We start from the raw sequence: 25,599 nt of genomic DNA on the forward strand, positions 1-25,599 counted from the left end.
AATACATTTCACAGAACATTATCCAAATCCTGTCTCCCAACGATTGCCATTATTTCAACAATGTCACCATTCATTCTGAAGTAAATACTGTCGGCTCCGCAAACGCAACGTCTATAGCCCTTTTTGATATAGTCCACCGATTCAAATGAATATGGGCGTTGGGCAATCATGTCAAAATATTCAAAGAAGGTATCAAAATATTTATCAGCCTGGGAGATTCCAAACTTTTGGATTCCATAATGATGAATACGGATCAAATCATTCTTGGCCTCATTACTCAACCTATATTTTGTCATCAAGCAATGACTTTGACTGTCTCAGAATTTCATCTTTACCTTCATTTGTGAACCCACTGTCTTCTGCTCTCTCCAACTTTGTCCTGATCCAATCAACTTGCACCTGTTGTCTTCTAGCCTGTCTGATCAAGTCGTTGACAAGCTCGCTTTTGCTCGAATACTCTTTATTGTCAACCTGCTCTTTTAGCCACTCATCATTTGGCTTCGTAAAAGAAATACTCTGTCTTGTCATAATTGATGCTGATTTGATGTAAAATTACACCAAAATTAAACCATTGCCAAATTTGAACCTTCTATCCCGATATATCACGGATTCCCGCGAGGGCTTGAAATTACATTTACCATAAAATTGGCAAATAATTATAGCTGTTTTTAAAAAAGTCGTTTTAAAATACGGTTTCCTTTCCCTATTTTGCAATTACTTTTCAGAAACTTACTATGCAAAAAGTTACCCGTCTATTTGATTTTCCTTACTATCAGCTGGAAAATCTGCCCCTACAGAAGTCATTGGTCACCAAATACAATGGCAAATGGGTGGCAACCTCTACCCAAGAATATGTGGACAAGGCCAATGCCATAAGCCGGGCCCTCTTGCGCCTGGGCGTGAAACCGAATGACAAAATCGCCGTTATTTCCATGACCAACCGAACGGAATGGAACATCATGGATATCGGCATACTTCAAGTTGGTGCACAGAACGTGCCCATTTACCCGACCATTTCGGAAGAGGATTACGAATACATTCTGAACCATTCCGAGGCCAAATACTGTTTTGTTTCCTGCGAAGAGGTCTTGGAAAAAGTGCTCGCCATCAGTTCCAATCTTCAAAATTTGAAGGAAGTCTATTCTTTTGACGAACTGGGCAACTGCAAGAACTGGAAAGAACTCTTGGAGTTGGGGACCGACACTTCCAACCAAGATGAAGTGGAACAAATAAAGGACAGCGTACAACCGGGCGATCTGGCCACGTTGATCTATACATCAGGAACAACAGGAAGACCCAAGGGCGTGATGCTTTCCCATGATAATATTGTGTCCAACGTCATCTCCAGTGAGAAAAGGGTCCCGTTCGAATCTGGCGGGAGCGCACTCAGTTTTTTGCCCGTCTGTCACATTTTTGAGCGGATGATCCTCTACCTCTACCAATATTGTGGCATTGAAATCCACTTTGCGGAAGGGCTGGACAAAATCAGTGACAATGTGAAGGAAGTGAAACCCAATGTGATGACCGTGGTTCCCCGCCTTCTGGAAAAAGTATATGAGGCCATCATTGCAAAAGGGACCAACCTGTCAGGCATCAAAAAGAAACTGTTCTTCTGGTCCGTGGAACTTGGGCTCCAATTTGAACCTTACGGAAAAAATGGTTGGTGGTATGAAAAACAATTGGGCATCGCCCGAAAGTTGGTCTTCAGCAAGTGGCAGGAAGGCCTTGGCGGCAACCTATCCGTTATGGTATCGGGAAGTGCGGCCCTTCAGCCCAGATTGGCAAGGATCTTCGCAGCGGCAGGCATGCCCGTGATGGAAGGCTACGGCCTTACGGAGACCTCCCCGGTCATTGCGGTGAACGATCAGCGCAACAAAGGATGGAAAATTGGCACGGTAGGCAGGATCATTGATGGTGTTGAAGTAAAGATTGCCGAAGATGGCGAAATCCTGTGCAAGGGTCCCAACATCATGATGGGCTATTACAAGGACCCTGAGAAAACCGCCGAAGTGATGACGGGCGATTATTTCCACACCGGTGACATTGGCGAAGTGGATGCCGATGGCTTTTTGAAGATCACCGATCGTAAAAAAGAGATATTCAAGACTTCGGGAGGCAAATATGTGGCCCCCCAATTATTGGAAAACCGCTTCAAGCAATCCCGGTTCATTGAACAGATCATGGTGGTGGGCGAAGGGGAGAAAATGCCCGCGGCACTCATCCAACCCAATTTTGATTTTGTGAAAGAATGGGCCAAAAGACATGGTGTTGCTTTGGAAAACAACAAGGATTTGGTAAAAAACGACCAGGTCATAGCCCGTTTCCAAGAAGAAGTGGACCTGGCCAATGAGGATTTTGCCAAATGGGAGAAGGTAAAACAGTTCCGGTTGACCCCAGACGTCTGGAGTGTGGACGAGGGACACCTCACCCCTACCATGAAATTGAAACGAAAGATTGTCAAGGAGAAGTATTTGGACCTTTATAATGAGATATATGGGCATTGATGTCCAACTTACATAATCACAACAAAACACGGCCCACATAATATTGTGGGTCTTGTTTTTTGGGTCGATCAATTAATCCTTATTTATTATGCATGCATAATAAATTTTATTATATTTGAAAACACCAATCCTGTTCAATGAAAGATTTGACCATTGATTATGCCCTCAGGGCCACATGGCAAGCTGTTATCAAGATGTATAATGAAGAGGCCAAGAACTACGGAGTCACCATGGCCATAGGTTTCACCCTATTGAGCATCGACCCAAAAGGAGGCACCCCGAGTACGGCCCTAGGCCCAAAAATGGGAATGGAGGCCACAAGTTTGTCAAGGATCTTAAAAAATATTGAGGAAAAAGGTTATATCCAACGAAAACCCAACCCCAACGACGGAAGGGGGGTTCTCATCCACCTTACCCCTTTGGGGCTCGAAAAACGGAAAGAATCCAAAGACGTGGTGCTCCGTTTCAACGAGGTGGTCAAAGAGCATGTTTCAGATGGCGACCTGGCCGGGTTTTTCAAGACCATGGATGTCATCAACAAACTCATTGCCGACAAAAAAGTCTATATCAAAACAACGAAATAATTAAAATACAGACCTGCACATGAAAAGGCATATAAACAAAGTTGCCGTAATAGGCTCCGGTATCATGGGAAGTGGCATTGCCTGCCATTTTGCCAATATCGGTGTCGAGGTATTATTGTTGGACATTGCTCCACGCGAACTCAACGACAGGGAAAAAGCCAAAGGACTCACGCTACAGGACAAGGTCGTCCGGAACCGTTTGGTGAACGATTCATTGGCCGCAGCACTTAAATCAAAACCCTCCCCCATCTATCATCCCAAATTTGCAGACCGAATTACCACGGGAAACTTGGAAGATGACATTTCCAAAGTGGCCCAAGTGGATTGGATCATAGAAGTGGTCGTGGAGCGTTTGGACATCAAAAAACAGGTTTTTGAAAATCTGGACAAGCACCGAAAAAAAGGTACCCTAATCACCTCCAATACATCGGGTATCCCGATTAAATTCATGAGCGAGGGAAGAAGTGAGGATTTTCAGGAACATTTCTGCGGGACCCACTTTTTCAACCCGGCCAGATACTTGAAATTGTTCGAAATCATTCCCGGTCCACATACCTCCCAAGAAGTTCTGGACTTCCTCAACGGGTATGGGGAGCAATTCTTGGGCAAGACCTCGGTAGTGGCCAAGGACACCCCTGCATTCATTGGAAACCGGGTCGGTATCTTCAGCATCCAAAGCCTTTTCCATGCGGTAAAAGATCTCGGTATGACCGTTGAAGAAGTGGACAAACTCACGGGGCCCGTTATTGGCAGACCCAAATCTGCCACCTTCCGCACCGTGGATGTGGTAGGTCTGGACACCTTGGTTCACGTGGCCAACGGAATCAGTGAAAACTGCAAGTACGATGAACGCCATGAACTGTTCCAGTTGCCCGATTTCATCAAGACCATGGTGGACAACAAATGGTTGGGCAGTAAATCAGGGCAAGGCTTCTATAAAAAAGTTACTGGTGATGATGGCAAAAGTGACATCCTCACTTTGGACTTGGACACCATGGGCTATCGCACCAAAAAAAGTGCAAAGTTTGCCACTTTGGAACTCACCAAGACCATCGACAAGGTCATTGAGCGTTTTCCCGTATTGGTGAATGGAAAGGACAAGGCAGGCGAATTTTATAGAAAGAGTTTTGGTGCCCTTTTCGCTTATGTTACGCACAGGATTCCAGAAATTTCGGATGAACTTTATAAAATTGACGATGCCATGAAAGCAGGCTTCGGCTGGGAACATGGCCCCTTCCAAATTTGGGATGCCGTGGGACTGGACAAAGGCTTGGAACTCATCAAAGCTGAAGGACAGGAAGCTGCCCCTTGGGTCGCTGAAATGAAGGCGGCCGGCATCCATTCCTTCTACACCGTAAAAGATGGTGCCACCTATTTCTATGACATTTCCAAAAAAGCCATGGAAAAAGTGCCCGGTCAGGATGCCTTCATCATTCTGGACAACATCAGAAAGTCCAAAGAAGTGTTCAAAAACAGTGGAGTGGTGATAGAAGATTTGGGCGATGGCATCTTAAACTGTGAATTCCAATCCAAGATGAACACCATCGGCGGCGATGTGCTCGCTGGCCTGAACAAAGCCATAGACCTTGCCGAAAAAGACTTCCAAGGACTCGTCGTGGGCAACCAAGCAGCGAATTTCTCCGTTGGTGCCAATATTGGAATGATATTCATGATGGCCGTGGAACAAGAGTATGATGAGCTGAACATGGCCATCAAAATGTTCCAAGACACCATGATGCGCATGCGCTACTCCTCCATCCCCACCATTTCTGCCCCACACGGCATGTGCTTGGGAGGTGGATGCGAACTTTCACTCCATGCGGACAAAATTGTGGCCGCTGCCGAGACCTATATCGGCTTGGTGGAATTTGGTGTCGGTGTGATTCCCGGCGGGGGCGGTTCCAAAGAAATGGCCCTTCGGGCATCCGATACCTTCCGAAAGAACGATGTGGAACTGAACGTACTTCAGGAATATTTCCTCACCATAGGAATGGCCAAAGTATCCACATCGGCCTATGAAGCCTATGATTTGGGCATTCTTCAAAAAGGAAAGGACATTGTGGTGGTGAACAAGGACCGCCAAATCGCAACGGCCAAGGCCCATGCCAAGCTTATGGCCGAAGCAGGATACACCAAACCTGTAAAACGCAAGGATGTAAAAGTACTCGGAAAACAAGCTTTGGGCATGTTCTTGGTGGGAACGGATTCCATGGAGGCCGGTCACTACATCTCCGAACACGACAAAAAGATCGCCAATAAGCTGGCCTATGTGATGGCCGGCGGTGACCTGTCGGAAGCCTCTTTGGTCTCCGAGCAATATCTTTTGGACCTTGAGCGTGAAGCCTTTCTCTCTTTGTGCACCGAAAGAAAAACATTGGAGCGCATCCAACATATGTTGAAAACCGGAAAACCCCTTAGAAATTAGATTTTGGACAGCTAGAACCTAGAAATTAGACAAATGGCAAGACATAATTTTAAAAAATTAAAGGTTTGGCAAGATGGTATTGAGTTTGTGAAAGACAGTTATCAACTAACAAGAACTTTCCCTGATTTTGAACGGTTCAATCTTGCAAGTCAAATGAACAGATGCGCTATATCCATACCTTCAAATATTTCAGAAGGTTCCAGCAAAAGTACTGACAGGCACTTTAAAAAGTTTTTAGAAAATAGTCTTGGTTCTGCCTTCGAATGGGAAACACAATTAATAGTTTCCTTCAACGAGGGATATATAGATAAAAACGATTTCAAAGCATTAGAAAATAAAATACTACAAATTCAAAAAATGTTAGGCAAGTTTATTGACAATCTGAGTGATTAGTCTAAACTCCAATCTTCTAGATTCTAGATTCCAAATAATTTATAAAATATGAGCAAAACAGCATATATCGTAAAAGCATACAGAACAGCAGTGGGCAAGGCCCCTAAGGGACTGTTCAGGTTCAAGAGACCGGACGAACTGGCGGCTGAGACCATTGAGCACATGATGAAAGAACTTCCGCAGCTCGACAAAAAACGCATTGACGATGTCATTGTGGGCAACGCCATGCCCGAAGCCGAACAAGGACTCAACATGGCCAGACTCATCTCCTTGATGGGCTTGGACATCGACGACGTACCTGGCGTGACCGTGAACCGTTACTGCGCATCGGGATTGGAAACCATTGGGATTGCCACGGCCAAGATCCAATCCGGAATGGCCGATTGCATCATTGCCGGGGGCGCAGAGAGCATGAGCTACATCCCCATGGGAGGCTACAAGCCCACCCCGGACTATGCGACGGCCAAAGAAGGACACGAGGACTATTATTGGGGCATGGGGCTCACCGCCGAAGCAGTGGCCAAACAGTTCAAGGTCTCTAGGGAAGACCAAGACGTTTTTGCCTACAACTCCCACATGAAAGCCTTGAAGGCCCAAGAAGAGAACAGGTTTCAGGATCAGATTGTTCCCATCGAAGTCGAGCACACATTTGTGAACGAAGCCGGTAAAAAGGAGACCAAGACCTACACCGTAAACAAGGATGAAGGTCCACGTAAGGACACCAACATCCCCACATTGAACAAGTTAAGGCCTGTTTTTGCTGCTGATGGAAGTGTCACTGCCGGAAATTCCTCCCAAATGAGTGATGGGGCGGCCTTCGTCATGGTCATGAGCGAAGACATGGTCAAGGAACTGAATTTGGAACCCATTGCCCGATTGGTCAACTATGCCGCTGCAGGTGTGGAGCCCAGGATTATGGGAATAGGACCGGTCAAGGCCATCCCAAAAGCATTAAAGCAGGCAGGGTTGAAACAAAGCGACGTTGAACTCATCGAGTTGAACGAAGCCTTTGCATCACAATCCTTGGCCGTGATCCGCGAATTGGACCTCAATCCGGAAATTGTGAACGTGAACGGAGGGGCCATTGCCTTGGGCCATCCACTTGGGTGCACTGGGGCCAAATTGTCCGTCCAACTCTTTGATGAAATGCGAAAGCGCAACATGAAAGGCCAGTACGGTATGGTGACCATGTGTGTGGGCACAGGCCAGGGTGCTGCGGGGATATTTGAGTTTTTGAACTAATCACAAGAACCAGGAGCCAAGAAACAAAAACCAAGACGATGGGAAGACATAATTTCAAAAAACTCAAAATCTGGCAAGAAGCAATGGACCTGGTGAAGGAAACATATAAAATCATTGGTGGATTTCCCGATGTAGAAAGATTCAACCTTTCTTCCCAATTAATTCGTTGCGCTGTTTCAATTCCTTCAAATATTGCCGAGGGAACTAGTAAATCAACCAACAAGCATTTTAATAAATATATTGAGAATAGCCTTGGTTCTAGTTTTGAGTGGGAAACGCAATTAATTGTTGCATCGGATCAGAATTATATTTCAAAAAAAAATTTGAACTTTTAGAGTCTAAAATTCAACAATTACAGAAAATGATTTCAAGGTTTCAAGATGGTTTAAAGTAAGTCCTGATTCTTGTCTCCTGAATCTTAAATCTTATAAAGTATGAGCACAGAAACAACAAACAAAGACATACTCAGAGGTGGTCAGTTTTTGGTAAAAGAGACCAAGTGCGAGGATATTTTTACCCTCGAAGACCTCAACGAAGAACAAAAAATGATGCGCGAAAGCACCAAGGAATTTGTGGACCGCGAACTTTGGGCGCATTGGGAACGCTTTGAGAAAAAAGACTATGCCTACACCGAGGAATGCATGCGGAAAGCCGGAGAGCTTGGCCTGCTCAGTGTTGCCGTCCCTGAATCCTATGGTGGCATGGGCATGGGATTTGTCTCCACCATGCTGGTCTGTGATTACATTTCAGGGGCCACCGGTTCTTTCAGCACCGCATTTGGGGCCCACACCGGGATAGGTACCATGCCCATCACCTTGTACGGCACCGAGGAGCAGAAACAAAAATATGTACCAAAACTGGCCTCTGGGGAATGGTTCGGGGCCTATTGTTTGACCGAACCCGGAGCAGGTTCCGATGCCAATTCCGGCAAGACCAAGGCCGTACTTTCGGAAGACGGGAAGTATTATAGCATCACTGGACAAAAAATGTGGATTTCCAATGCTGGGTTCTGCAATATGTTCATCGTCTTTGCCCGAATCGAGGACGACAAATACATTACAGGATTTATCGTGGAAAACGACCCAGAAAATGGCATCACCTTAGGTGATGAAGAGAAAAAATTGGGCATCCACTCCTCCTCTACCCGCCAAGTGTTCTTCAATGAGACCAAGGTACCCGTAGAAAATATGCTGTCCGAAAGGGGAAATGGTTTCAAAATAGCCATGAACGCCCTGAACGTGGGACGGATCAAGCTGGCAGCAGCTTGTTTGGAAGCCCAACGCCGCATTGTTACCGAAGCAGCCAAATATGCCAACGAGCGTATCCAGTTCAAGACCCCGATCATGAACTTTGGCGCCATCAAGGCAAAAATTGCCGATATGGCCACCAACGCCTATGTGGATGAATCCGCCTGTTACCGGGCCGCCAAGAACATTGAGGACAGGATTGCCATTCGGGAGGCAGAAGGCAACCCGCACCAAGAAGCAGAACTGAAAGGAGTCGAGGAATACGCTATTGAATGTTCCATTCTGAAGGTTGCCGTTTCCGAACATGTGCAACATACCACCGATGAGGGCATTCAGGTCTTCGGCGGAATGGGCTTTAGCGCCGATACCCCCATGGAATCTGCTTGGAGGGACGCCCGTATCTCAAGGATCTATGAAGGCACCAATGAAATCAATAGAATGCTCGCTGTGGGCATGTTGGTCAAAAAAGCCATGAAAGGCCATGTGGACCTTTTGGGTCCGGCCACAGCCGTGGGCGAGGAACTGATGGGCATTCCTTCGTTCGATACGCCCGACTTTTCCGAACTGTTTGCAGAGGAAAAGGATTTGTTGGCCCGCTTGAAAAAGGTATTCTTGATGGTAGCCGGAAGTGCCGTGCAAAAATTTGGCCCTGACTTGGAAGAACACCAAATGCTATTGATGTCCGCTGCGGACATCCTCATCCAAATCTATTTGGTCGAATCGACCCTCCTTCGTACCGAGAAAAACGCAAAACGTTTTGGTGAAGAGGCACAAGCCGCACAGATAGCCATGTCCAAGCTTTACTTGTACCGGGCCGTGGACATCATCAACCAAAAAGGCAAAGAAGCCATTGTTTCATTTGCCGAGGGAGATGAACAACGGATGATGCTGATGGGACTGAAACGTTTCACGAAATACACAAACCAACCCAACGTAGTGGCACTGCGCACCCAAATTGCAGACAAAGTTGCCGCTGACAACGGGTACACCTTTGACTAATTGAAGATTGCCCAAAAGCAAATTTCGATGGACGCCCCTTTTAGGGGCGTTTTTTTATCCCAAGGATTCCAAGATCCGTTCCTCGCTCTCTTTCTTTGAAAAGTTGATGGCACACTCTATCAACGCCAAATGAGAATAGGCCTGCGGGAAGTTGCCCAACAATCGTTTGGAATTGAAATCGATGTCCTCACTGAACAGGCCCAAGTGGTTACTATAGCTGAGCAGACGTTCAAAGTGTTCCAGTGCTTTTTCCTCCTCCCCAATTTTGAACAGACTGTTGATGAACCAAAACGTGCAAATGGTGAATGATGATGAAGGGAGTCCAAAATCATCCTCGTTCTTGTATCGGTACAACAGACCGTCGTTGCTGAGACCTTCCTCAATGGCCCTGACGGTGCTCACAAACTTGGGATCCCTGGCATGGATAAAACCATAGGATTCCATGAGCAGTACCGATGCGTCCAAGTGCCTCGATCCATAGGATTGCACAAAGGCATTGATGTCACTGTTCCAGGCATTTTTGTGGATATCCTCCTTGATTTCCTGCTCCAAAGCCGTCCATTTTTCAATTTTTCGGGTCTTGCCGAACATCTTGGCCACCTTAATGGCCCTGTCCAAAGCCACCCAGCACAGTACCTTGGAAAAGGTGAAATGTCTGTCCTCACCACGGAACTCCCAAATGCCCTTGTCCGGTTCCTTCCAGTGCATGCCCACGATCCAGACAATACCTTTTGTGATGCTCCAAAGCTCCTCCCCATTTTCGATATCATTGCTGAATTTCACCAACTGCTCATAAATGACATCCATCAAAATGCCATAAATGTCGTTCTGTTTTTGCTTATAGGCCGCATTGCCCACTCGCACGGGTTTGGATCCCTTATAACCGTCCAAATGCCCCAAAGTTCTTTCGGTAAGCTTTTTTTCCTTGTTGATGCCATACATGATCTGGAGCTTCTCATCCTTGTCCGGCATCAGGTCTATGATAAACTGCAGATACCTCCGGGCCGAGTTCATGTGCCCCAGTTCGGAGACCACCTTGATCACCATGGAGGCATCCCTTATCCAACAAAAACGATAGTCCCAGTTTCTGACCTCGCCAATGGTCTCTGGCAAGGAAGTCGTGGCGGCGGCAAGTACAGCCCCCGTCTTATCATATGTGAGCATTTTTAGGGTGATGGCACTCCTGGTGATTTCATTGTTGAATTTTTTATAGGTCGGCGCCTTGTGCACCCAATCCAACCAATACACCTTGGTACGTTCCAGTTCCAGTCCCATTTTTATGGTGGTGGGCTTCAGTATCTTTTCATTGTAACAGATCAGGAAATAGCCATCCTCTTCCAAAACCAATTCTTTGGAGTCTATTACTCCCTCCTTGTCAAAGGAAGTGTAGAGAAAAAGGGTATCATATTTCTCCTGATGGGTAAGACTGGCCACAAAATCCTCCTTGATATAGGTCGAGGTCTCTCCCATTGCATATTCCAATTTGGGATCATAGGTCACACGGAGTTTGGGCCTTCCTGAAATATATTTGATATATCGGATGATTTCCGGTGGGGCATGGTATTTTCCGTTTCTTTTCAAATATCTGGGCATGAAGTCCATCACCTCGAAAACATGGTCCCCATCAGCATAATGGGTGACCAATATGGCAGTGTCCCTATAATATTTTTGGTCTATCTGATAATTGCCAACGGCCTCTATCCCGAAGCTACCTCCTTTTTCCTCGTCCAATAGTTTGGCAAAAACTGAGGTGGAATCAAATTCGGGCAGACAGCACCAATCCAAAGAACCTGTTTTGGAGATCAACGCCGCACTTCTACAATTGCCAATAATTCCATAATTTAAGTTATCCATACAATAATTATTCTGAAAAGGTTAAGTGTGAATTGCTTTTGCGGTCGAATTTCCCGAAATTTAAAGAAACTTAATTTTAAAACCTTTTAAAAACCTTCCTTTTATGGGCAAAACTATCATAATCTCAAATCGCCTACCCGTTCAATTGCAAATCAGTAATGGCTCCATCAATGCCATTCCAAGCGTTGGAGGGCTTGCCACAGGGATGAAATCCGTACACAGTGGAGGGGAAAGTCTATGGATAGGTTGGTCTGGGCTCACGGACGAGGAAACGCCGCCCGAACTGGAAGGGAAAATTGACCAGGCACTAAAGGAAAATGGCTGTGCCAAGGTAAAACTGACCGCAAACGACATTGATGGTTTTTATTATGGCTTCAGCAACCGGACCATATGGCCATTGTTCCATTATTTTTTGGAGTATTCCGAGTTTGAACTGGATTTTTGGGAAACCTACAAATCTGTAAACCAAAAATTTGCCGATGCCATCATCGAAAGATCGGATGAGGGAGACACGATTTGGGTGCACGATTATCAATTGATGTTGGTTCCCCAAATGGTACGGGAAAAACGCCCCGACACCTCCATCGGTTTCTTTCTGCACATTCCCTTTCCTTCCTTTGAAATCTTCAGGACCCTGCCCTGGAGGGAGGAAATTTTGGAGGGGTTATTGGGCTCGGACCTTATCGGGTTCCACACCTATGACTACGAAAGGCATTTTTTGAGTTCGGTGAGAAGATTGTTGGGACTGGAGGTGAGCTTCAACGAAATCTATATGGACAACAGGGCCATTAAAGTGGATTCCTTCCCCATGGGCATCGATTATAAAAAATTCCATGATGCGGCCCTTGCACACGAGCAAAAATACAATGAAGAGCGAAGCGATTTCCAACTACGGTTGGACAGCCACAGGGCCTCTGCCCCCGATACCAAACTGATCCTTTCCATAGACCGTTTGGATTACAGCAAAGGAATCGCGAAGCGCCTCAATGCCTTCGAGTATTTTTTGAAAAAATACCCACAATACCAAGAAAAGGTCCGCTTGATCATCCTTGCCGTTCCCTCAAGGTCCAATGTGCCCCAATACCAATTGCTCAAAAAAGAAATTGATGAATTGGTAGGTAGGATCAATGGAGAGCTTTCCACAATCAATTGGACACCGATATGGTACTTCTACCGCTCGTTGCCCTTCGAGAACCTGATCGACCTTTATACCACCAGCGACATTGCCTGGCTCACGCCGCTAAGGGACGGAATGAACCTCGTGGCCAAGGAATACATCGCCACGCGAACGGACAAGACCGGGGTGTTGATCTTGAGTGAAATGGCCGGGTCTGCCAATGAAATGAACGAGGCCCTCCTCATCAACCCCAATAATTTTGAGGAGCAGGCAAATACTCTGCAACAAGCCATCAACATGTCCAAGGAGGAACAGGTCAATCGGAATACCTTTCTCCAAAACCGATTGGAGCGCTACAATGTCGAAGTGTGGGCCAATGAGTTCATGAACGCCCTGAACGAGAAAAGGGATTTGGGAAGGGCCTTTGTCTCCGAAAAAATGTCCAAAGAAATCCTTTCCAGCATTGTGGACCAATATTCCAAGGCAAAAAAACGGCTATTGTTCCTAGATTATGACGGTACACTGGCCGGATTCCACAAAGACCCCCAACAAGCTTCCCCCGACGAAGAACTCTATAAATTGTTGGACCAACTTCAGGAACAGGAAAACACCACCTTGTTCTTAATCAGCGGCAGGGACAAACAAACCTTTGGTAGGTGGTTCCTTCCCAAAAAATACAACATGATCGTAGAGCATGGGGTGTGGATATCAAAAAAAGGGGAGGATTTTAAAATGCTGGAGCAGGTCAAAGGGGACTGGATGGGAAAAATACGCCCGGTTCTGGAATCTTTTGTGGACAGGACCCCCGGTTCCTTTATCGAGGAAAAGAATTATTCCCTGGCATGGCATTACAGGAACACGGATCCTGATTTTGGCGAAAAAAGGGCCACGGAATTGAATACGGTGCTGAGAAGTCTCATCGGTAATGACGATATTAGCGTGCTCAATGGCAACAAGGTCATGGAAGTGAAGAGCAGCAATGTGAACAAGGGAAGGGCCGCAGTCCGTATGATGGGCGAGGACAACTATGACTTTGTCTTTGCCATCGGGGATGACTGGACCGACGAGTTCATGTTCCAGGAACTCCCACATTCAGCCATCACAGTGAAAGTGGGACTCAAAAAAACCCAGGCCAAGTACCATGTGGAAAGCACCAAAAAAGTAAGGGACCTATTAAAACGGTTTGCGCAAACATGATCCAAAGACTTTTTATCCCAGTCTTCATTCTGACATATGCCTTGGCGAATGCACAGGCCAATACGGAAATCTATCTTTTTGACCTGGCCCTGAAAAATGGAGAGCCAGTATTATCCAACCCGAAGAACATATCCAATAATGAGGGGTACGACAACCAACCTTCCTTTTGGGACGATGATACCGTCTTGTTCTCTTCCACGAGGGAAGGACAGACGGATGTGCTACGGTTCAACATCAACTTGGGCAGTACCACTTCCTGGCTGACCAACACCCCTACCGGAAGCGAATATTCCCCTCTCAAAATTCCTGACAAAAATGCCATCTCTGCCATCCGTTTGGATTTGGACGGACTGCAGCGTTTGTATGAATACGACCTGAAAACGGGCGACTCGACTCCCATCACCAATCTAAAGATTGGATACCATGTCTGGTTCAACGACCATATCCTTGTGGCCACGGCCTTGGTAGAAAATCGTATGGACCTGGTGGTCATCGATTTAGAAAAAAACACCACTCGCACCGTACAACGAAATGTGGGCAGGTCGCTCCATAAAATTCCAGATACCGAACTCATCAGTTTCATAAGCAAGGGGAGTCAAAACTGGAGCATACTGTCCCTAGACCCTACATCCGGTGTGACGAAGAAATTCACGGATACGTACAAAAATGAGGAAGATATTTGCTGGGTCGATGCAAGCACCATCATCACAGGGGCCGGAAAAACATTGCTGACGTGGGATATCGCCTCTGGTGGGGATTGGGAGCCTGTCATGACTTTTCCTCAAGAGGAGATCAACAACATCAGCCGTATTGCCGTAAATCAAGATAAAACGCGATTGGCCTTTGTGTCCGATGAATCTCCGGCCAACATTGTCCAAAAACAAGTCGAAACATTCAATAAAGAAAATCTGGAAGGTTTTCTTTCCTGTTACTCGGACAACGTCCTGGCACAACGGTTTCCCCATGAAACCATGTATATTGGAAAAACCAAGATGGCCGAAAATTACGAACGCTTTTTCGCCAATACCAAACAATCGAGCGTGGAAGTGGTCAAGCGCATCGTCATCGGCAATACCGTTATCGATGAGGAGATCACGTTGGTGGATGGCAGACAAGGGCATCAAGTGGCGCTGTACGAGGTGAAGAACGGCCTTATCGCCTCCATGACCTTTATTTTTCCGGACCGGCCCACTGCCGATGCGGAAACCATTGTCCAGGAACAATTGGATGCCTACAATGCACGGGACATCGATGCTTTTATGGACACTTATTCGGACAACGTCAAATTGTACATGCACCCGGATAAATTGCTGTCCGAGGGAAAAAAGCCAATGACCGCACAGTACACGACTTTCTTTGAAAACACTCCCGATCTGCACTGCACCATCAAGAACAGGATGGTAATCGGCAACAAGGTGATAGACGAAGAGTCCGTAACGGCCAATGGAACCACCCTATCCGCCGTGGCCATTTATGAACTGGAAAATGGAAAGATCTCAAAAGTAACCTTCATCCAATAATTTTTAATAGTTTCCCAATTTAAAACCAACCTCTACATCATGAAACATATCTCCACTACACTTCTCTTACTCTTTACAACCTTGGGTTTTGCCCAAACCGATCTTCGGATCTATGACATCATCAATTCGGTATCGGCGGAGAGGATTGAAAAAGATGTGACCACCCTGGCCAATTTTGGTACAAGGCACACCCTGAGCGACACCGTTTCCCAGACCCGGGGCATCGGGGCCGCCAGACGATGGATAAAATCAGAATTTGATCAAATTTCCTCCGATTGCAATGGCTGCTTGGAAGTTTTCTACCAAAAAGATTTGGTAAAAAAAGGAGACAATGCCCGAATCGTGCACGATGTTTGGGTGGTGAATGTGGTGGCGATTCAAAGAGGCACCAAATACCCCAACCGTTTTATTATCATGAGCGGTGACATCGATTCGCGTGTCAGTGATCCTGCCGATTTCACTTCGGATTCCCCAGGGGCCAACGACAATGCCAGTGGCATGGCGGGCACCATTGAAGCGGCCCGTGTCCTTTCCAAATATCAATTTGAAAGTAGCGTCATCTATGTGGGGCTATCGGGCGAAGAACAGGGTCTTTATGGCGGAAAAGGATTGGCCGCCCATGCCAAGGAAAAAGGCTGGGACATTGTGGGTATCCTCAACAATGACATGATCGGCAACATCACTGGAGTGGATGGTGTGGTCAGCAACCGGGATTTTAGGATTTTCTCCGAACCCGTACCTCCCACAGAGACCGAACAGCAAAGAAATGCCAGGCGGTTCTATGGTGGCGAAGTAGATGGGATTTCCCGCCAATTGGCCCGCTATGTGTACCAAACCACCAAGACCTATATGCCCGAAATGAACCCCATGATGATCTATCGCTTGGACCGCTTTGGGCGTGGTGGGCACCACAGACCCTTCAACGATGCCGGATATGCTGGTATTCGAATCATGGAAGCCCATGAAAACTATACCCAACAACATCAAGATATCCGGGTGGAAGATGGTATCGCCTATGGCGATGTATTGGAACATGTGAATTTTGACTATGCCAAAAAACTAACCGCCGTTAATGCAATCAACCTCGCATCCATCGCTTGGGCCCCTCCAGCACCTGAGACCGTGGAAATCGGCGGAATTGTGGAGCCCAATGCCAAATTGAGATGGAGCAAGGTGGACGGTGCCGTCGGATATAAAATTTATTGGAGGGATACCACCTCCCCCACTTGGGACAATTACAGGTATGTGGAAAATGTGACCGAGCATACGTTGGAAGGAATTGTGATCGACAATTACTTCTTTGGGGTAGCGGCCGTTGGGAAAGACGGACATGAAAGCCCTGTGGTTTTCCCCAACAAAGTGTTCAGATAATAGTACATAAGCATTGATAACAAATATGAAGCATTTTTTATTCGCATCCCTTTTTCTTATGGGATTGAGCATGGCGTCTGCCCAAAATTTCACCAGACAGGATACCCTTAGGGGAAGCATAACCCCCGAACGCGAGTGGTGGGACCTCAACCATTATGATCTGAATGTAAAGGTGGAGCCTTCCGAAAAATTCATTTCGGGCCACAATGTGGTCAGATACAAAGTGTTGAAAGAGGCCGAAGTGCTTCAGATAGACCTTCAGCAGCCCATGCAGATTACTTCCATCACCCAAGATGGAAAAAAATTGAAATTCACCTCCGAGGGCAATGCGCATTTCATCAAACTGAAGAAAAAACAGGTGCCCGGTGAATTCAATGAGCTTAAAATTGAATATTCGGGTCATCCAAGGGAAGCTGTAAGGGCCCCATGGGACGGTGGTTTTTCCTGGAAACAGGATGAGAACGGTCATCCGTTCGTGGCAACTTCCTGCCAAGGTCTGGGAGCCAGTGTCTGGTGGCCCAACAAGGACCATATGTACGACGAAGTGGACAGCATGCGCATCAGTGTGACCGTTCCCAAGGACCTGATGGATGTTTCCAACGGGCAACTGGAGCGTGTTGAGGAGGAGGGCGATTTCAAGACCTACCACTGGGTGGTGAAAAATCCCATCAACAACTATGGTGTAAATGTAAATATTGGAAACTATGTGCATTTTGACGAAGCCTATGAAGGTGAGAATGGACCTTTGAAACTGGATTATTATGTACTGCCCGAAAATCTGGAGAAAGCCAAAAAGCAGTTTGTCCAGACCCCCATGATGCTCCAGGCTTTTGAACATTGGTTTGGCCCCTACCCTTTCTATGAAGACGGCTTCAAACTGGTAGAAGTGCCTTATCTGGGGATGGAGCACCAAAGCTCCGTTACGTATGGAAATAAATATGAAAACGGGTATTTAGGACGCGATCTTTCCGGCACGGGCTGGGGGCTTCAGTTCGATTTCATCATCATCCACGAAGCAGGACATGAATGGTTTGCCAACAATATCACCTACAAGGACATTGCGGACATGTGGGTGCACGAAGGTTTTACTGCCTATTCCGAAAACCTTTACCTGGACTATCATTTTGGCAAAAAAGCATCGGCTGAATATGTCATTGGCACACGTGCCAACATTCAAAATGACCGACCGATCATTGGCCCTTATGACGTCAATCAGGGAGGCTCTGGCGACATGTACTACAAAGGGGCCAATATCCTGCATACCTTGCGCCAATTGGTGGAAGATGATGAGCAATGGCGACAGATCCTTCGCGGACTCAACAAGGACTTTTACCATCAAACGGTGACCAGCCAACAGATTGAGGACTACTTGAGTAAAAAAACAGGGAAAGACCTCTCGGCATTTTTCAACCAGTACCTGCGCACCACCATGATACCCACATTGGAATATCAGTTGGAAAATGGTTCCATCAAGTATCGGTATGTGGATGTGGTGGAAGATTTTGACATGCCTGTCCGTGTTTTTGTCGATGGCACCGAAAAATGGCTGTTCCCGAGTGCGGAATGGAAAACGGAACCCATGGACGGCTCCGAACTGAAGTTTGATGTCAATTTTTATATAGAGACCCAAAAAGTCTGATTTGGAAAAACACCCTGAACATTACTTTAAAAATGATGCCGAGTGGCGCGAATGGCTACATGAGAACCATTCCACCAATACCGGGGTCTATCTTATCTTCTATAAAGTGGACCACCACAAGGAAAGCATGCGATGGGAAGAAGCCGTGAGGGTCGCACTTTGTTATGGGTGGATCGACAGCACCGTGAAAAGCCTTGGGGACGGGAAACGAAGACAGTACTTTTGCCCCAGAAAGCCCAAGAGTACGTGGAGCAAAGTGAACAAGGGCCACATCAAGGAACTGGAAACCAATGGGTTGCTGCACCAAAGTGGTCTGGAAGCCATTGAACTGGCCAAGGAAAATGGTTCCTGGGCGGAGTTGGACGATGTGGAGAACGGTGTGGTCCCGCAAGACCTCCAAAAAGCATTCAACAAAAACAAGAAGGCTTTCACCAACTTCCAAGGTTTTACCCCTGGCCAACAAAAAAGCTATCTCTATTGGCTGAACCAGGCCAAACGGGAAGAAACACGGGAAAAACGAATCCAGGAAATTGTGGAATTCTCCGCCAAAAATATCAAGTACAGAAACCAATGAAACCATGAAAACCAACCCCATCCCTTATTGTTTTGCCCTTTTGACCCTATTATTGACCGCCTGCCAGACCGAGACCAAGGAAAAAGTGGACCTGGCCATCACCAATGCCAATGTCATCCATCTGGAAACGGGAAAAGTCGAGCTGCAGGACATTTACATTTTGAACGGCAAAATCAAAGCCATCAAAACGGCCAAAAGCGGGCAGACCTTTGAAGCAGATTCCACCATCGATGCCACAGGAAAATACGTATTGCCCGGTTTTTGGGACAACCATATCCATTTGAGGGGCGGTGATTCACTGATTGCCAACAACAAGAACTTCTTAAAACTCTTCATTGCCAATGGTATCACCACAGTGCGTGATGCCGGGGGCGACCTTACCCCTTCCGTTATGGATTGGAAATCGCAGATTGCTGAAGAAAAACTCATAGGCCCCACCATTTTCACCGCTGGCCCCAAAATTGACGGTCCCAATTCCACTTGGGCAGGTTCCCTGGAGGTCGAATCTGGGGAAGATGTGGAAAATGCCTTGGATTCCTTGGAAAAATTGCAAGTGGATTTTGTAAAACTCTACGACAGCAGGATTTCTGCGGAAAACTACCTCAAATCCATAGCAGGGGCCGAAGAGAGAGGTCTGGTCGTATCAGGGCACATGCCTTTTACCGTAACCTTGGACGAGACCATCGAAGCTGGGATGGACGGCATCGAGCACCTGTACTACATCATGAAGGGATGCGCCAGCAACGAGGTGGAGGTCACCGAAAAATTGAAAAACGGCGAAATGGGCTTTTGGAGTGCCATGCCCGCCCTTATGGGTGCCTACGCGGACAGTACCGCTCAAAAGACATTCACCCAGTTGAAAGAGAACGATGTTTTTGTGGTGCCTACCCTCCATATTGGAAAGACCTTGAGTTATTTGGCTGAAGTGGACCATTCCGACGACCCTTACTTGAAATACATGGGCAAAGGCATCATCAAAACCTATGAAGGAAGGATTAGAGGTGCCCTGAATGCCTCCAAGGAAGCACGGGAGAACCGAAAACAGCTGGACACTTTTTTCGGGGAATTGGCCAAATCCCTCAATACGGCCGGTGTGTCCATGTTGGCAGGCTCGGATTGTGGTGCCTTCAACTCCTATGTTTATCCTGGGGTTTCCCTGCACAAGGAACTTGAAGCCATGGTGGCCAATGGTATTTCCCCATTGGATGCCTTGCGTACCTCCGCCTACCATGGCCCCCAATTTTTGAAACAGACCGAAGATTATGGTGGCATTTCCGAAGGAAAAGTCTCCGATATAGTCATTTTGGAAGGAAATCCGTTGGAAGACATCACCCAGACCCAAAAACTGTATTCGGTAGTCAAAGGGACCCAAGTATTTTCCAAAGAGCAGTTACAGCAGCTTTTGGACAGCGCCGTGATGGATTGACCACCTGTGATCGGGACTCCGTTAACATGTTTTTAAGAAATCTGGTCGGTGTTTTTGGTATCTTTAGACGGCTTAAACAACCCGTAGAATGAGAACCACGCTCCCCCATACTGATATTTTCAGGTCAATTTTCCTTTTTTCCAACAAAATCAACTGAAGCAAAATGAAAAAAATCATGATGATTGCCCTTGTGTCCCTGGTCTGGGCCTGCAAGGAAGAAAAGAAAGAACCGTCCATAGCGGAAACCATGCAGACCTACACCATTGCCCAGATGATGGACAATGAGGCCATCGGCGGAGGAAGTTTCTCCCCTGACAACAGTAAATTGCTGATTTCGAGCAACCGTTCCGGTATCTACAACATGTACACCATCCCAACTTCGGGCGGGGATATGATGCCCGTGACCCAATCCGACAGTTCGTCCGTGTTTTCCATTTCCTATTTTCCAAAAGATGAGCGAATGCTGTTCCGAATGGACAACAATGGCGATGAGATCTACCACATCTATATGCGGGAGACGGATGGCAATCACAAAGACCTGACCCCGGATGAAGGCGCACGGTCATTGTTCTACGATTGGGCAACCGACGACGCCTCCTTTTTCTATGCCTCCAACAAAAGGGACAATCGGTTCATGGACCTCTATGAGATGGATTTGGAGACCATGACCCCTACACTGATCTATCAAAACGACGATGGGTATGACATCAATGTCATTTCACCCGATGAAAAATATGTGGCACTCAGCAAATCCATCAACACCAACGACAGTGACCTGTTCCTGTACAATCTGGAAACCAAGGAACTTGTCAAGATCAACAAAAACCAGAGTGGCAACAGCGGACAGGATTTCTCGCCCGATGGCAGTGCTTTCTACTACACCACCGATGATGGCAGTGAATTTTCCTATTTGATGAAGTACAAACTGGACGATGGTTCCTATGAAAAGGCCATGGCACGGGATTGGGACATTGTCGGAATGGGTTTTACGGATAACGGCACATATCAGGTAACCTACATCAACGAGGACGCCAAAAACACCATCGAGGTGATGGAAGTGGCCACGGGAAAAAACATAGAACTTCCCAAGATTGAGAACATGGAGGTCACCAGTGTGGCCTTTTCCGATGATGAAAAGCTGATGCGCTTCTATGCAGGTGGCTCGCATACCCCCTCCAACCTCTATGTGTACAACTTGGAGACCAAGGAACAGAAACAGCTTACGAATGTCCTCAATCCTGAAATACAGGGGCGGGACCTCGTCAAAGCAGAGGTGATCCGTTACAAATCCTTTGATGGGGTGGAAATTCCGGCCATCTATTACAAACCCCATCAAGCTTCCGAAGAAAACCCGGTCCCAGCTTTGGTTTGGGTACACGGTGGTCCGGGCGGGCAATCGCGCCAAAACTTCAGTGCCTTCATCCAGTATTTGGTCAACCATGGCTATGCCGTATTGGCCGTGAACAACCGTGGAAGCAGTGGATATGGAAAAACGTTCTACCAAATGGACGACCTCAACCATGGCGACAAAGACCTCAAGGATTGTGTGGAGGGCAAAAATTGGCTGGCCCAACAACCGGGCATCGATGGCGAGAAAATCGGTATCATCGGCGGATCCTATGGCGGTTACATGACCATGGCGGCCCTCACCTATGCACCGGAAGAGTTTGATGTGGGCGTGAACCTGTTCGGGGTGACCAACTGGATGAGGACCCTGAAAAGCATTCCGCCATGGTGGGAATCCTTCAAAGATGCCCTCTACAAGGAATTGGGAGATCCCTACAGTGCGGATTCCGTTCGGTTGAAGCAGATTTCCCCGCTTTTCCACACGGACAAGGTGACCAAACCGCTCATTGTGCTCCAAGGTTCCCAAGACCCAAGGGTGCTCCAGGTCGAATCCGATGAAATAGTGGCCGGGGTCCGAAAAAATGGCGTGCCCGTGGAGTATGTGCTCTTTGAGGACGAAGGGCATGGATTCGTGAAAAAAGAGAATCAAATAGAAGCATATAGCAAAATATTGGAGTTTTTGGATGTGTACCTGAAAAAAGAAGAACAGGATACAGCTATTAAAGATGGAAGTTTATGATCAAAAAAGTATGGCCCCTTTTCGTATTGTTTGTATCGATGGTTTCAAATGCCCAACAGCCTGGAGAGGATGAGTGGGGAGCTTGGTACATGTACTTCGGCACCAACAAGGTTTCGGAAAAGTTCAGCATACACACGGAGGCGCAGGCACGCTATTATGAGACCACCAGCAATTTTAACCAATTGCTATTGCGGACAGGGCTCAATTACCATATCGACCCCAATGCCATTGCCACCTTCGGGTATGGCTATATCGATACCGACAATTCCTTTGGGGAAATACCGGGTGAGGTCAACAGCATAGAGCACCGGATTTTTGAACAGTTTATTCTAAAGAATAAGGTCTGGGAGTTTCTTTTTGAGCACCGCTACCGCTTGGAACAGCGTTTTTTGAATTTTGGCGATGCCACGGACACACAGCACAGGGCCCGTTATCGCCTGCAGATGACCTTGCCCCTTACCAATACCTTCTTCCTGAACTTTTACGATGAAGTGTTCATCAACCTTCAGGATGACCTTTTTGGGCAGAACCGACTCTATGCAGCCGTAGGGGTCCATGTCACGGAGAACAGCAGTGTGCAATTGGGATACCTTCGCAACCAGTTTCCCAATGCAGTGTTTGACCGTTTGCAGATTGCCGTGTTCTACAATCCCGATCTAAGAGGTCTTTTCAAGAAAAAGAAACCCTAAGAAATACTATGGGCAAAATAATTGACAGCTCCCTAAATAATGAGTAACTTAGTGATGAACCTAAAAATTCTTACAATGAAGAAATTACAAACAATAGCATTGGGACTGATACTGGTCATGTCCTTTAGCTGCAAACAAACAAAAAAAGAAGCGGAAGAAACCACTTTGGAAGCCGAGGAAACGGTGGAAGAAGTAGTCAAGGAAGAGCCGAAGAGCATAAGTTTTCAAATGGAGCCCAAGAGTGACAGCAATGTAACTGGCGAGGCCACCTTTACCGAGGAAAACGGTAAAGTGGCGATGAAAGCCACATTCAGCGGTCTTTCGGAAGGCGAACACGCCATACACCTGCACGAAAAAGCGGATTGTTCCTCTGCGGATGGAAAATCCACCGGAGGGCACTGGAACCCCACCTTTCAGCCACATGGCAAGTGGGGAGCCGAGGATGGCTACCACAAAGGTGACATCGGTAATTTTGTGGCCGATGCGGAGGGCAACGCCACCGTGGATTTTGCTACCGATGAATGGTGCATTGGCTGCGATGATGAGACCAAGGACATTTTGGGCAAGGCAGTGATCGTGCACCAAGGAGTGGATGATTACACTTCCCAACCCAGCGGTGATGCCGGGGCCAGGATTTCCTGTGCAGGCATTATCCAATAACAAATGACAGATAAAGAGGCTGTCTAAAAAGCAGCAAAATTTTGATTTTGTCAGGTTGAGCGCAGTCGAAACCAATTGACTATCAATATGTTTTAAGTTCTCGACTGCGCTCAAACTGACAGAGAACCAGCTTTTTAGACAGCCTCTTTTTTTGTTCACTTAAAAGCACCGGACCATGGACAATGTAAAAGAATACCCCAATGGGGAAATATCGGTAGTGTGGAAGCCCGAACTATGCCAACATGCAGGAGTATGCGTGAAACTGTTGCCCAAGGTCTATAACCCCAAAGAAAGACCGTGGATAAAAGTTGAAAACGCCACCACCGACGAACTGAAACACCAAATCTCAAAATGCCCATCGGGTGCGCTGAGCTATCACTGACAAACCCACCAACACTGTATGGAAAAGAAACACCAACTCGTGGACAACGAGGCCGCCAAACGGTTCCAGTTTGAACTGGAGAATGGCGACATTGCAAAAATCGAATACATCAAAGCGCAGGAAAAAATATACCTTACCCATACCGAAGTTCCCGAAGGTTATGAAGGACAAGGCATTGGATCGGAACTCATCAAACAGACCTTGGAACATATCAAGGAACAGGATTGGACCCTGATCCCCTTATGCCCCTTTGTGGCCAAGTACCTCCAAAGGCACCCCGAATGGAAAGTATTGGTGATGAAAGGAATCAACATCGGATAACTTGGACATCACTTACTTTTCATATCTTTAGCCATAGGCTATGCAATTGGACAACCTCATAGAACGATTTCAAAATAAGGATAGAGCTGCTTTTGAAGCACTGTACAATATGTATGCGGAAAATCTATGTGGGGCCATCAATGTCATCCTCAAAAATCCTGAACGCTCACAGGAACTTTGCCAGGATGTGTTTGTCAAGATCTGGACCAAATCCGACCAATACGACACCTCCAAAGGACGCTTTTTTACATGGATATTGAACATCGCCAGAAATGCCGCGATCGATGAACTGCGCTCAAAAAGCCATAAAAATCAAAAGAAAAACCTCTCTGTTGAATCTCTCGTAGGTATCTATGAAAACAGTGAGGATCTGAACGATAAAGTGGATACCATTGGCCTGATGTCCCTATTGAAAGGACTGAAGGATAAATGCATCTTGCTGATAGACTTGCTTTATTTCAAAGGATATACACAAAAGGAAGCCGCAGAGCACCTCAAAACGCCTGTGGGTACCATAAAAACACGTATTAGGAGCTGTATTTCCGAGATACGGAAGAATATGGCATAAGTCATGGAAGTTGAAAAGTACATAGCGTCAGGTATTTTGGAACTCTATGTTGCGGGGGCACTTACCCCGGAACAAAACTTGGAGGTACATCGGTATGCGGAACAATATCCAGAGATAAAGATGGAAATTGAGGCCATTGAGGCCGCCATTCTGAAACTCTCCCGTACCACTTCCCCTGGTTTGCCCACAGATGGTTTCAAAAAAATCGAGGCCGAACTGGATGATGTGATCACATTTGTTCCGCCCACATCCAAAAAGAAGACCTCTTGGAGCAGCTATCTGGGCTGGGCCGCCTCTTTGTTGCTGGCAGCCGGTCTGTTGTGGGTCTATACCGAAAACAACAATCTGAAATCGGAAATAGAGGTCTCGAACCAAGAAAAACAGGATTTGGAAGAAACGTTATCCAATATCAAGGAGGAAGCTGCCCGACAAGAAACATTCTTGGAAATGCTGAGAGACCAAGACGTTACCATGATTGCCCTAGGTGGTCAAGCTGTTTCACCGGAATCCTATGCCAAGGCGTATTGGGACAAGTCCGAGAACAAGGTGGTCATCGACGCACAGGGATTACCGGAACCCCCAACGGGATTCACCTATCAGGTCTGGTCCTTGAAACTGGACCCCCTCACCCCTACCAGCATAGGACTTTTGGATGATTTTGCCACTACCGGTGACAAGCTCTTCACGTTGGAAAACGTCAACGAGTCCGAGGCATTCGGGATCACTTTGGAGCCTGAGGGCGGAAGCGAATCCCCTACCTTGGAACAATTGTACACCTTGGGAACCGTGGGCAGGTAAAGT

Annotated in this window: 23 protein-coding genes; 20 read left to right on the forward strand and 3 right to left on the reverse strand. The window is 46.8% G+C overall.

All coding sequences use genetic code 11. The features are described from left to right. Positions 1-8 precede the first annotated feature (8 nt). Positions 9-296, reverse strand: coding sequence for a type II toxin-antitoxin system RelE/ParE family toxin (locus SD450_RS10320; protein WP_318344388.1), 288 nt, complete (start codon positions 294-296; stop codon positions 9-11). Beyond that, a complete protein-coding gene (locus tag SD450_RS10325; protein ID WP_318344389.1) occupies positions 283-528 on the reverse strand; it encodes a ribbon-helix-helix domain-containing protein in 246 nt (81 codons plus the stop codon). The genes SD450_RS10320 and SD450_RS10325 overlap by 14 nt, the downstream gene beginning before the upstream one ends. A 206-nt stretch (positions 529-734) precedes the next feature. On the opposite strand from SD450_RS10325, the gene SD450_RS10330 reads away from it, so the two are divergent. The 7 genes from SD450_RS10330 to SD450_RS10360 all read left to right on the forward strand — a co-directional run bounded on the left by SD450_RS10330 (position 735) and on the right by SD450_RS10360 (position 9,394). Further along, complete coding sequence (locus tag SD450_RS10330; RefSeq protein ID WP_318344390.1) at positions 735-2,504, forward strand: AMP-dependent synthetase/ligase; 1,770 nt, start codon at positions 735-737, stop codon at positions 2,502-2,504. 137 nt (positions 2,505-2,641) lie between these two features. Next, positions 2,642-3,088, forward strand: a complete 447-nt coding sequence (locus SD450_RS10335; RefSeq protein ID WP_318344391.1) for a MarR family winged helix-turn-helix transcriptional regulator — start codon at positions 2,642-2,644, stop codon at positions 3,086-3,088. Between the two features lie 19 nt (positions 3,089-3,107). Further along, on the forward strand, positions 3,108-5,513 hold the full coding sequence (locus SD450_RS10340; protein ID WP_318344392.1) for a 3-hydroxyacyl-CoA dehydrogenase/enoyl-CoA hydratase family protein: 2,406 nt from the start codon (positions 3,108-3,110) through the stop codon (positions 5,511-5,513). A gap of 33 nt (positions 5,514-5,546) precedes the next feature. Then, complete coding sequence (locus tag SD450_RS10345; protein WP_318344393.1) at positions 5,547-5,906, forward strand: four helix bundle protein; 360 nt, start codon at positions 5,547-5,549, stop codon at positions 5,904-5,906. Positions 5,907-5,954: 48 nt separating this feature from the next. Next, positions 5,955-7,148: an acetyl-CoA C-acyltransferase gene (locus SD450_RS10350; protein ID WP_318344394.1), complete on the forward strand. Its 1,194-nt coding sequence runs from the start codon at positions 5,955-5,957 to the stop codon at positions 7,146-7,148. A gap of 38 nt (positions 7,149-7,186) precedes the next feature. Further along, the gene (locus SD450_RS10355) at positions 7,187-7,483 is read left to right on the forward strand and encodes a four helix bundle protein (RefSeq protein ID WP_318344395.1); all 297 of its coding nucleotides are present in this window, start codon (positions 7,187-7,189) and stop codon (positions 7,481-7,483) included. A gap of 99 nt (positions 7,484-7,582) precedes the next feature. Further along, positions 7,583-9,394, forward strand: a complete 1,812-nt coding sequence (locus tag SD450_RS10360) for an acyl-CoA dehydrogenase family protein (RefSeq protein ID WP_318344396.1) — start codon at positions 7,583-7,585, stop codon at positions 9,392-9,394. A gap of 54 nt (positions 9,395-9,448) precedes the next feature. Here the strand turns inward: SD450_RS10360 and SD450_RS10365 are convergent, their stop codons facing one another. Further along, positions 9,449-11,248: a glycoside hydrolase family 15 protein gene (locus tag SD450_RS10365; RefSeq protein ID WP_318344397.1), complete on the reverse strand. Its 1,800-nt coding sequence runs from the start codon at positions 11,246-11,248 to the stop codon at positions 9,449-9,451. Between the two features lie 103 nt (positions 11,249-11,351). Here SD450_RS10365 and SD450_RS10370 point away from each other — a divergent pair, with 103 nt between their 5' ends. The 13 genes from SD450_RS10370 to SD450_RS10430 all read left to right on the forward strand — a co-directional run bounded on the left by SD450_RS10370 (position 11,352) and on the right by SD450_RS10430 (position 25,596). Then, on the forward strand, positions 11,352-13,562 hold the full coding sequence (locus SD450_RS10370) for a bifunctional alpha,alpha-trehalose-phosphate synthase (UDP-forming)/trehalose-phosphatase (RefSeq protein WP_318344398.1): 2,211 nt from the start codon (positions 11,352-11,354) through the stop codon (positions 13,560-13,562). Beyond that, positions 13,559-15,082: a nuclear transport factor 2 family protein gene (locus SD450_RS10375; RefSeq protein WP_318344399.1), complete on the forward strand. Its 1,524-nt coding sequence runs from the start codon at positions 13,559-13,561 to the stop codon at positions 15,080-15,082. The genes SD450_RS10370 and SD450_RS10375 overlap by 4 nt, the downstream gene beginning before the upstream one ends. Before the next feature lie 39 nt (positions 15,083-15,121). After that, positions 15,122-16,453 (forward strand): M28 family peptidase, encoded by a 1,332-nt coding sequence (locus SD450_RS10380; protein WP_318344400.1) that lies wholly within the window; start codon positions 15,122-15,124, stop codon positions 16,451-16,453. A 25-nt stretch (positions 16,454-16,478) separates the two neighbouring features. Beyond that, positions 16,479-18,092, forward strand: a complete 1,614-nt coding sequence (locus SD450_RS10385; RefSeq protein ID WP_318344401.1) for a M1 family metallopeptidase — start codon at positions 16,479-16,481, stop codon at positions 18,090-18,092. A gap of 1 nt (position 18,093) precedes the next feature. After that, the gene (locus SD450_RS10390; protein WP_318344402.1) at positions 18,094-18,666 is read left to right on the forward strand and encodes a YdeI/OmpD-associated family protein; all 573 of its coding nucleotides are present in this window, start codon (positions 18,094-18,096) and stop codon (positions 18,664-18,666) included. 4 nt (positions 18,667-18,670) lie between these two features. After that, positions 18,671-20,092, forward strand: a complete 1,422-nt coding sequence (locus SD450_RS10395; protein ID WP_318344403.1) for an amidohydrolase family protein — start codon at positions 18,671-18,673, stop codon at positions 20,090-20,092. A 163-nt stretch (positions 20,093-20,255) separates the two neighbouring features. Further along, the gene (locus SD450_RS10400; protein WP_318344404.1) at positions 20,256-22,178 is read left to right on the forward strand and encodes a S9 family peptidase; all 1,923 of its coding nucleotides are present in this window, start codon (positions 20,256-20,258) and stop codon (positions 22,176-22,178) included. After that, entirely contained in the window at positions 22,175-22,867 is a 693-nt protein-coding gene (locus tag SD450_RS10405; RefSeq protein ID WP_318344405.1) for a DUF2490 domain-containing protein, read from the forward strand. Before SD450_RS10400 ends, SD450_RS10405 begins: the two co-directional genes overlap by 4 nt. A gap of 75 nt (positions 22,868-22,942) precedes the next feature. Further along, complete coding sequence (locus SD450_RS10410; RefSeq protein ID WP_318344406.1) at positions 22,943-23,527, forward strand: superoxide dismutase family protein; 585 nt, start codon at positions 22,943-22,945, stop codon at positions 23,525-23,527. A 175-nt stretch (positions 23,528-23,702) separates the two neighbouring features. After that, complete coding sequence (locus SD450_RS10415) at positions 23,703-23,909, forward strand: (4Fe-4S)-binding protein (protein ID WP_318344407.1); 207 nt, start codon at positions 23,703-23,705, stop codon at positions 23,907-23,909. Between the two features lie 18 nt (positions 23,910-23,927). Further along, on the forward strand, positions 23,928-24,230 hold the full coding sequence (locus SD450_RS10420) for a GNAT family N-acetyltransferase (RefSeq protein ID WP_318344408.1): 303 nt from the start codon (positions 23,928-23,930) through the stop codon (positions 24,228-24,230). 40 nt (positions 24,231-24,270) lie between these two features. Then, positions 24,271-24,798, forward strand: a complete 528-nt coding sequence (locus tag SD450_RS10425) for an RNA polymerase sigma factor (RefSeq protein WP_318344409.1) — start codon at positions 24,271-24,273, stop codon at positions 24,796-24,798. A 3-nt stretch (positions 24,799-24,801) separates the two neighbouring features. Continuing rightward, positions 24,802-25,596 (forward strand): anti-sigma factor, encoded by a 795-nt coding sequence (locus SD450_RS10430; RefSeq protein ID WP_318344410.1) that lies wholly within the window; start codon positions 24,802-24,804, stop codon positions 25,594-25,596. The last annotated feature ends 3 nt before the right edge of the window (positions 25,597-25,599 follow it).

This window comes from Flagellimonas baculiformis, assembly GCF_033441575.1.
Taxonomy (GTDB): Bacteria; Bacteroidota; Bacteroidia; order Flavobacteriales; family Flavobacteriaceae; genus Flagellimonas; species Flagellimonas baculiformis.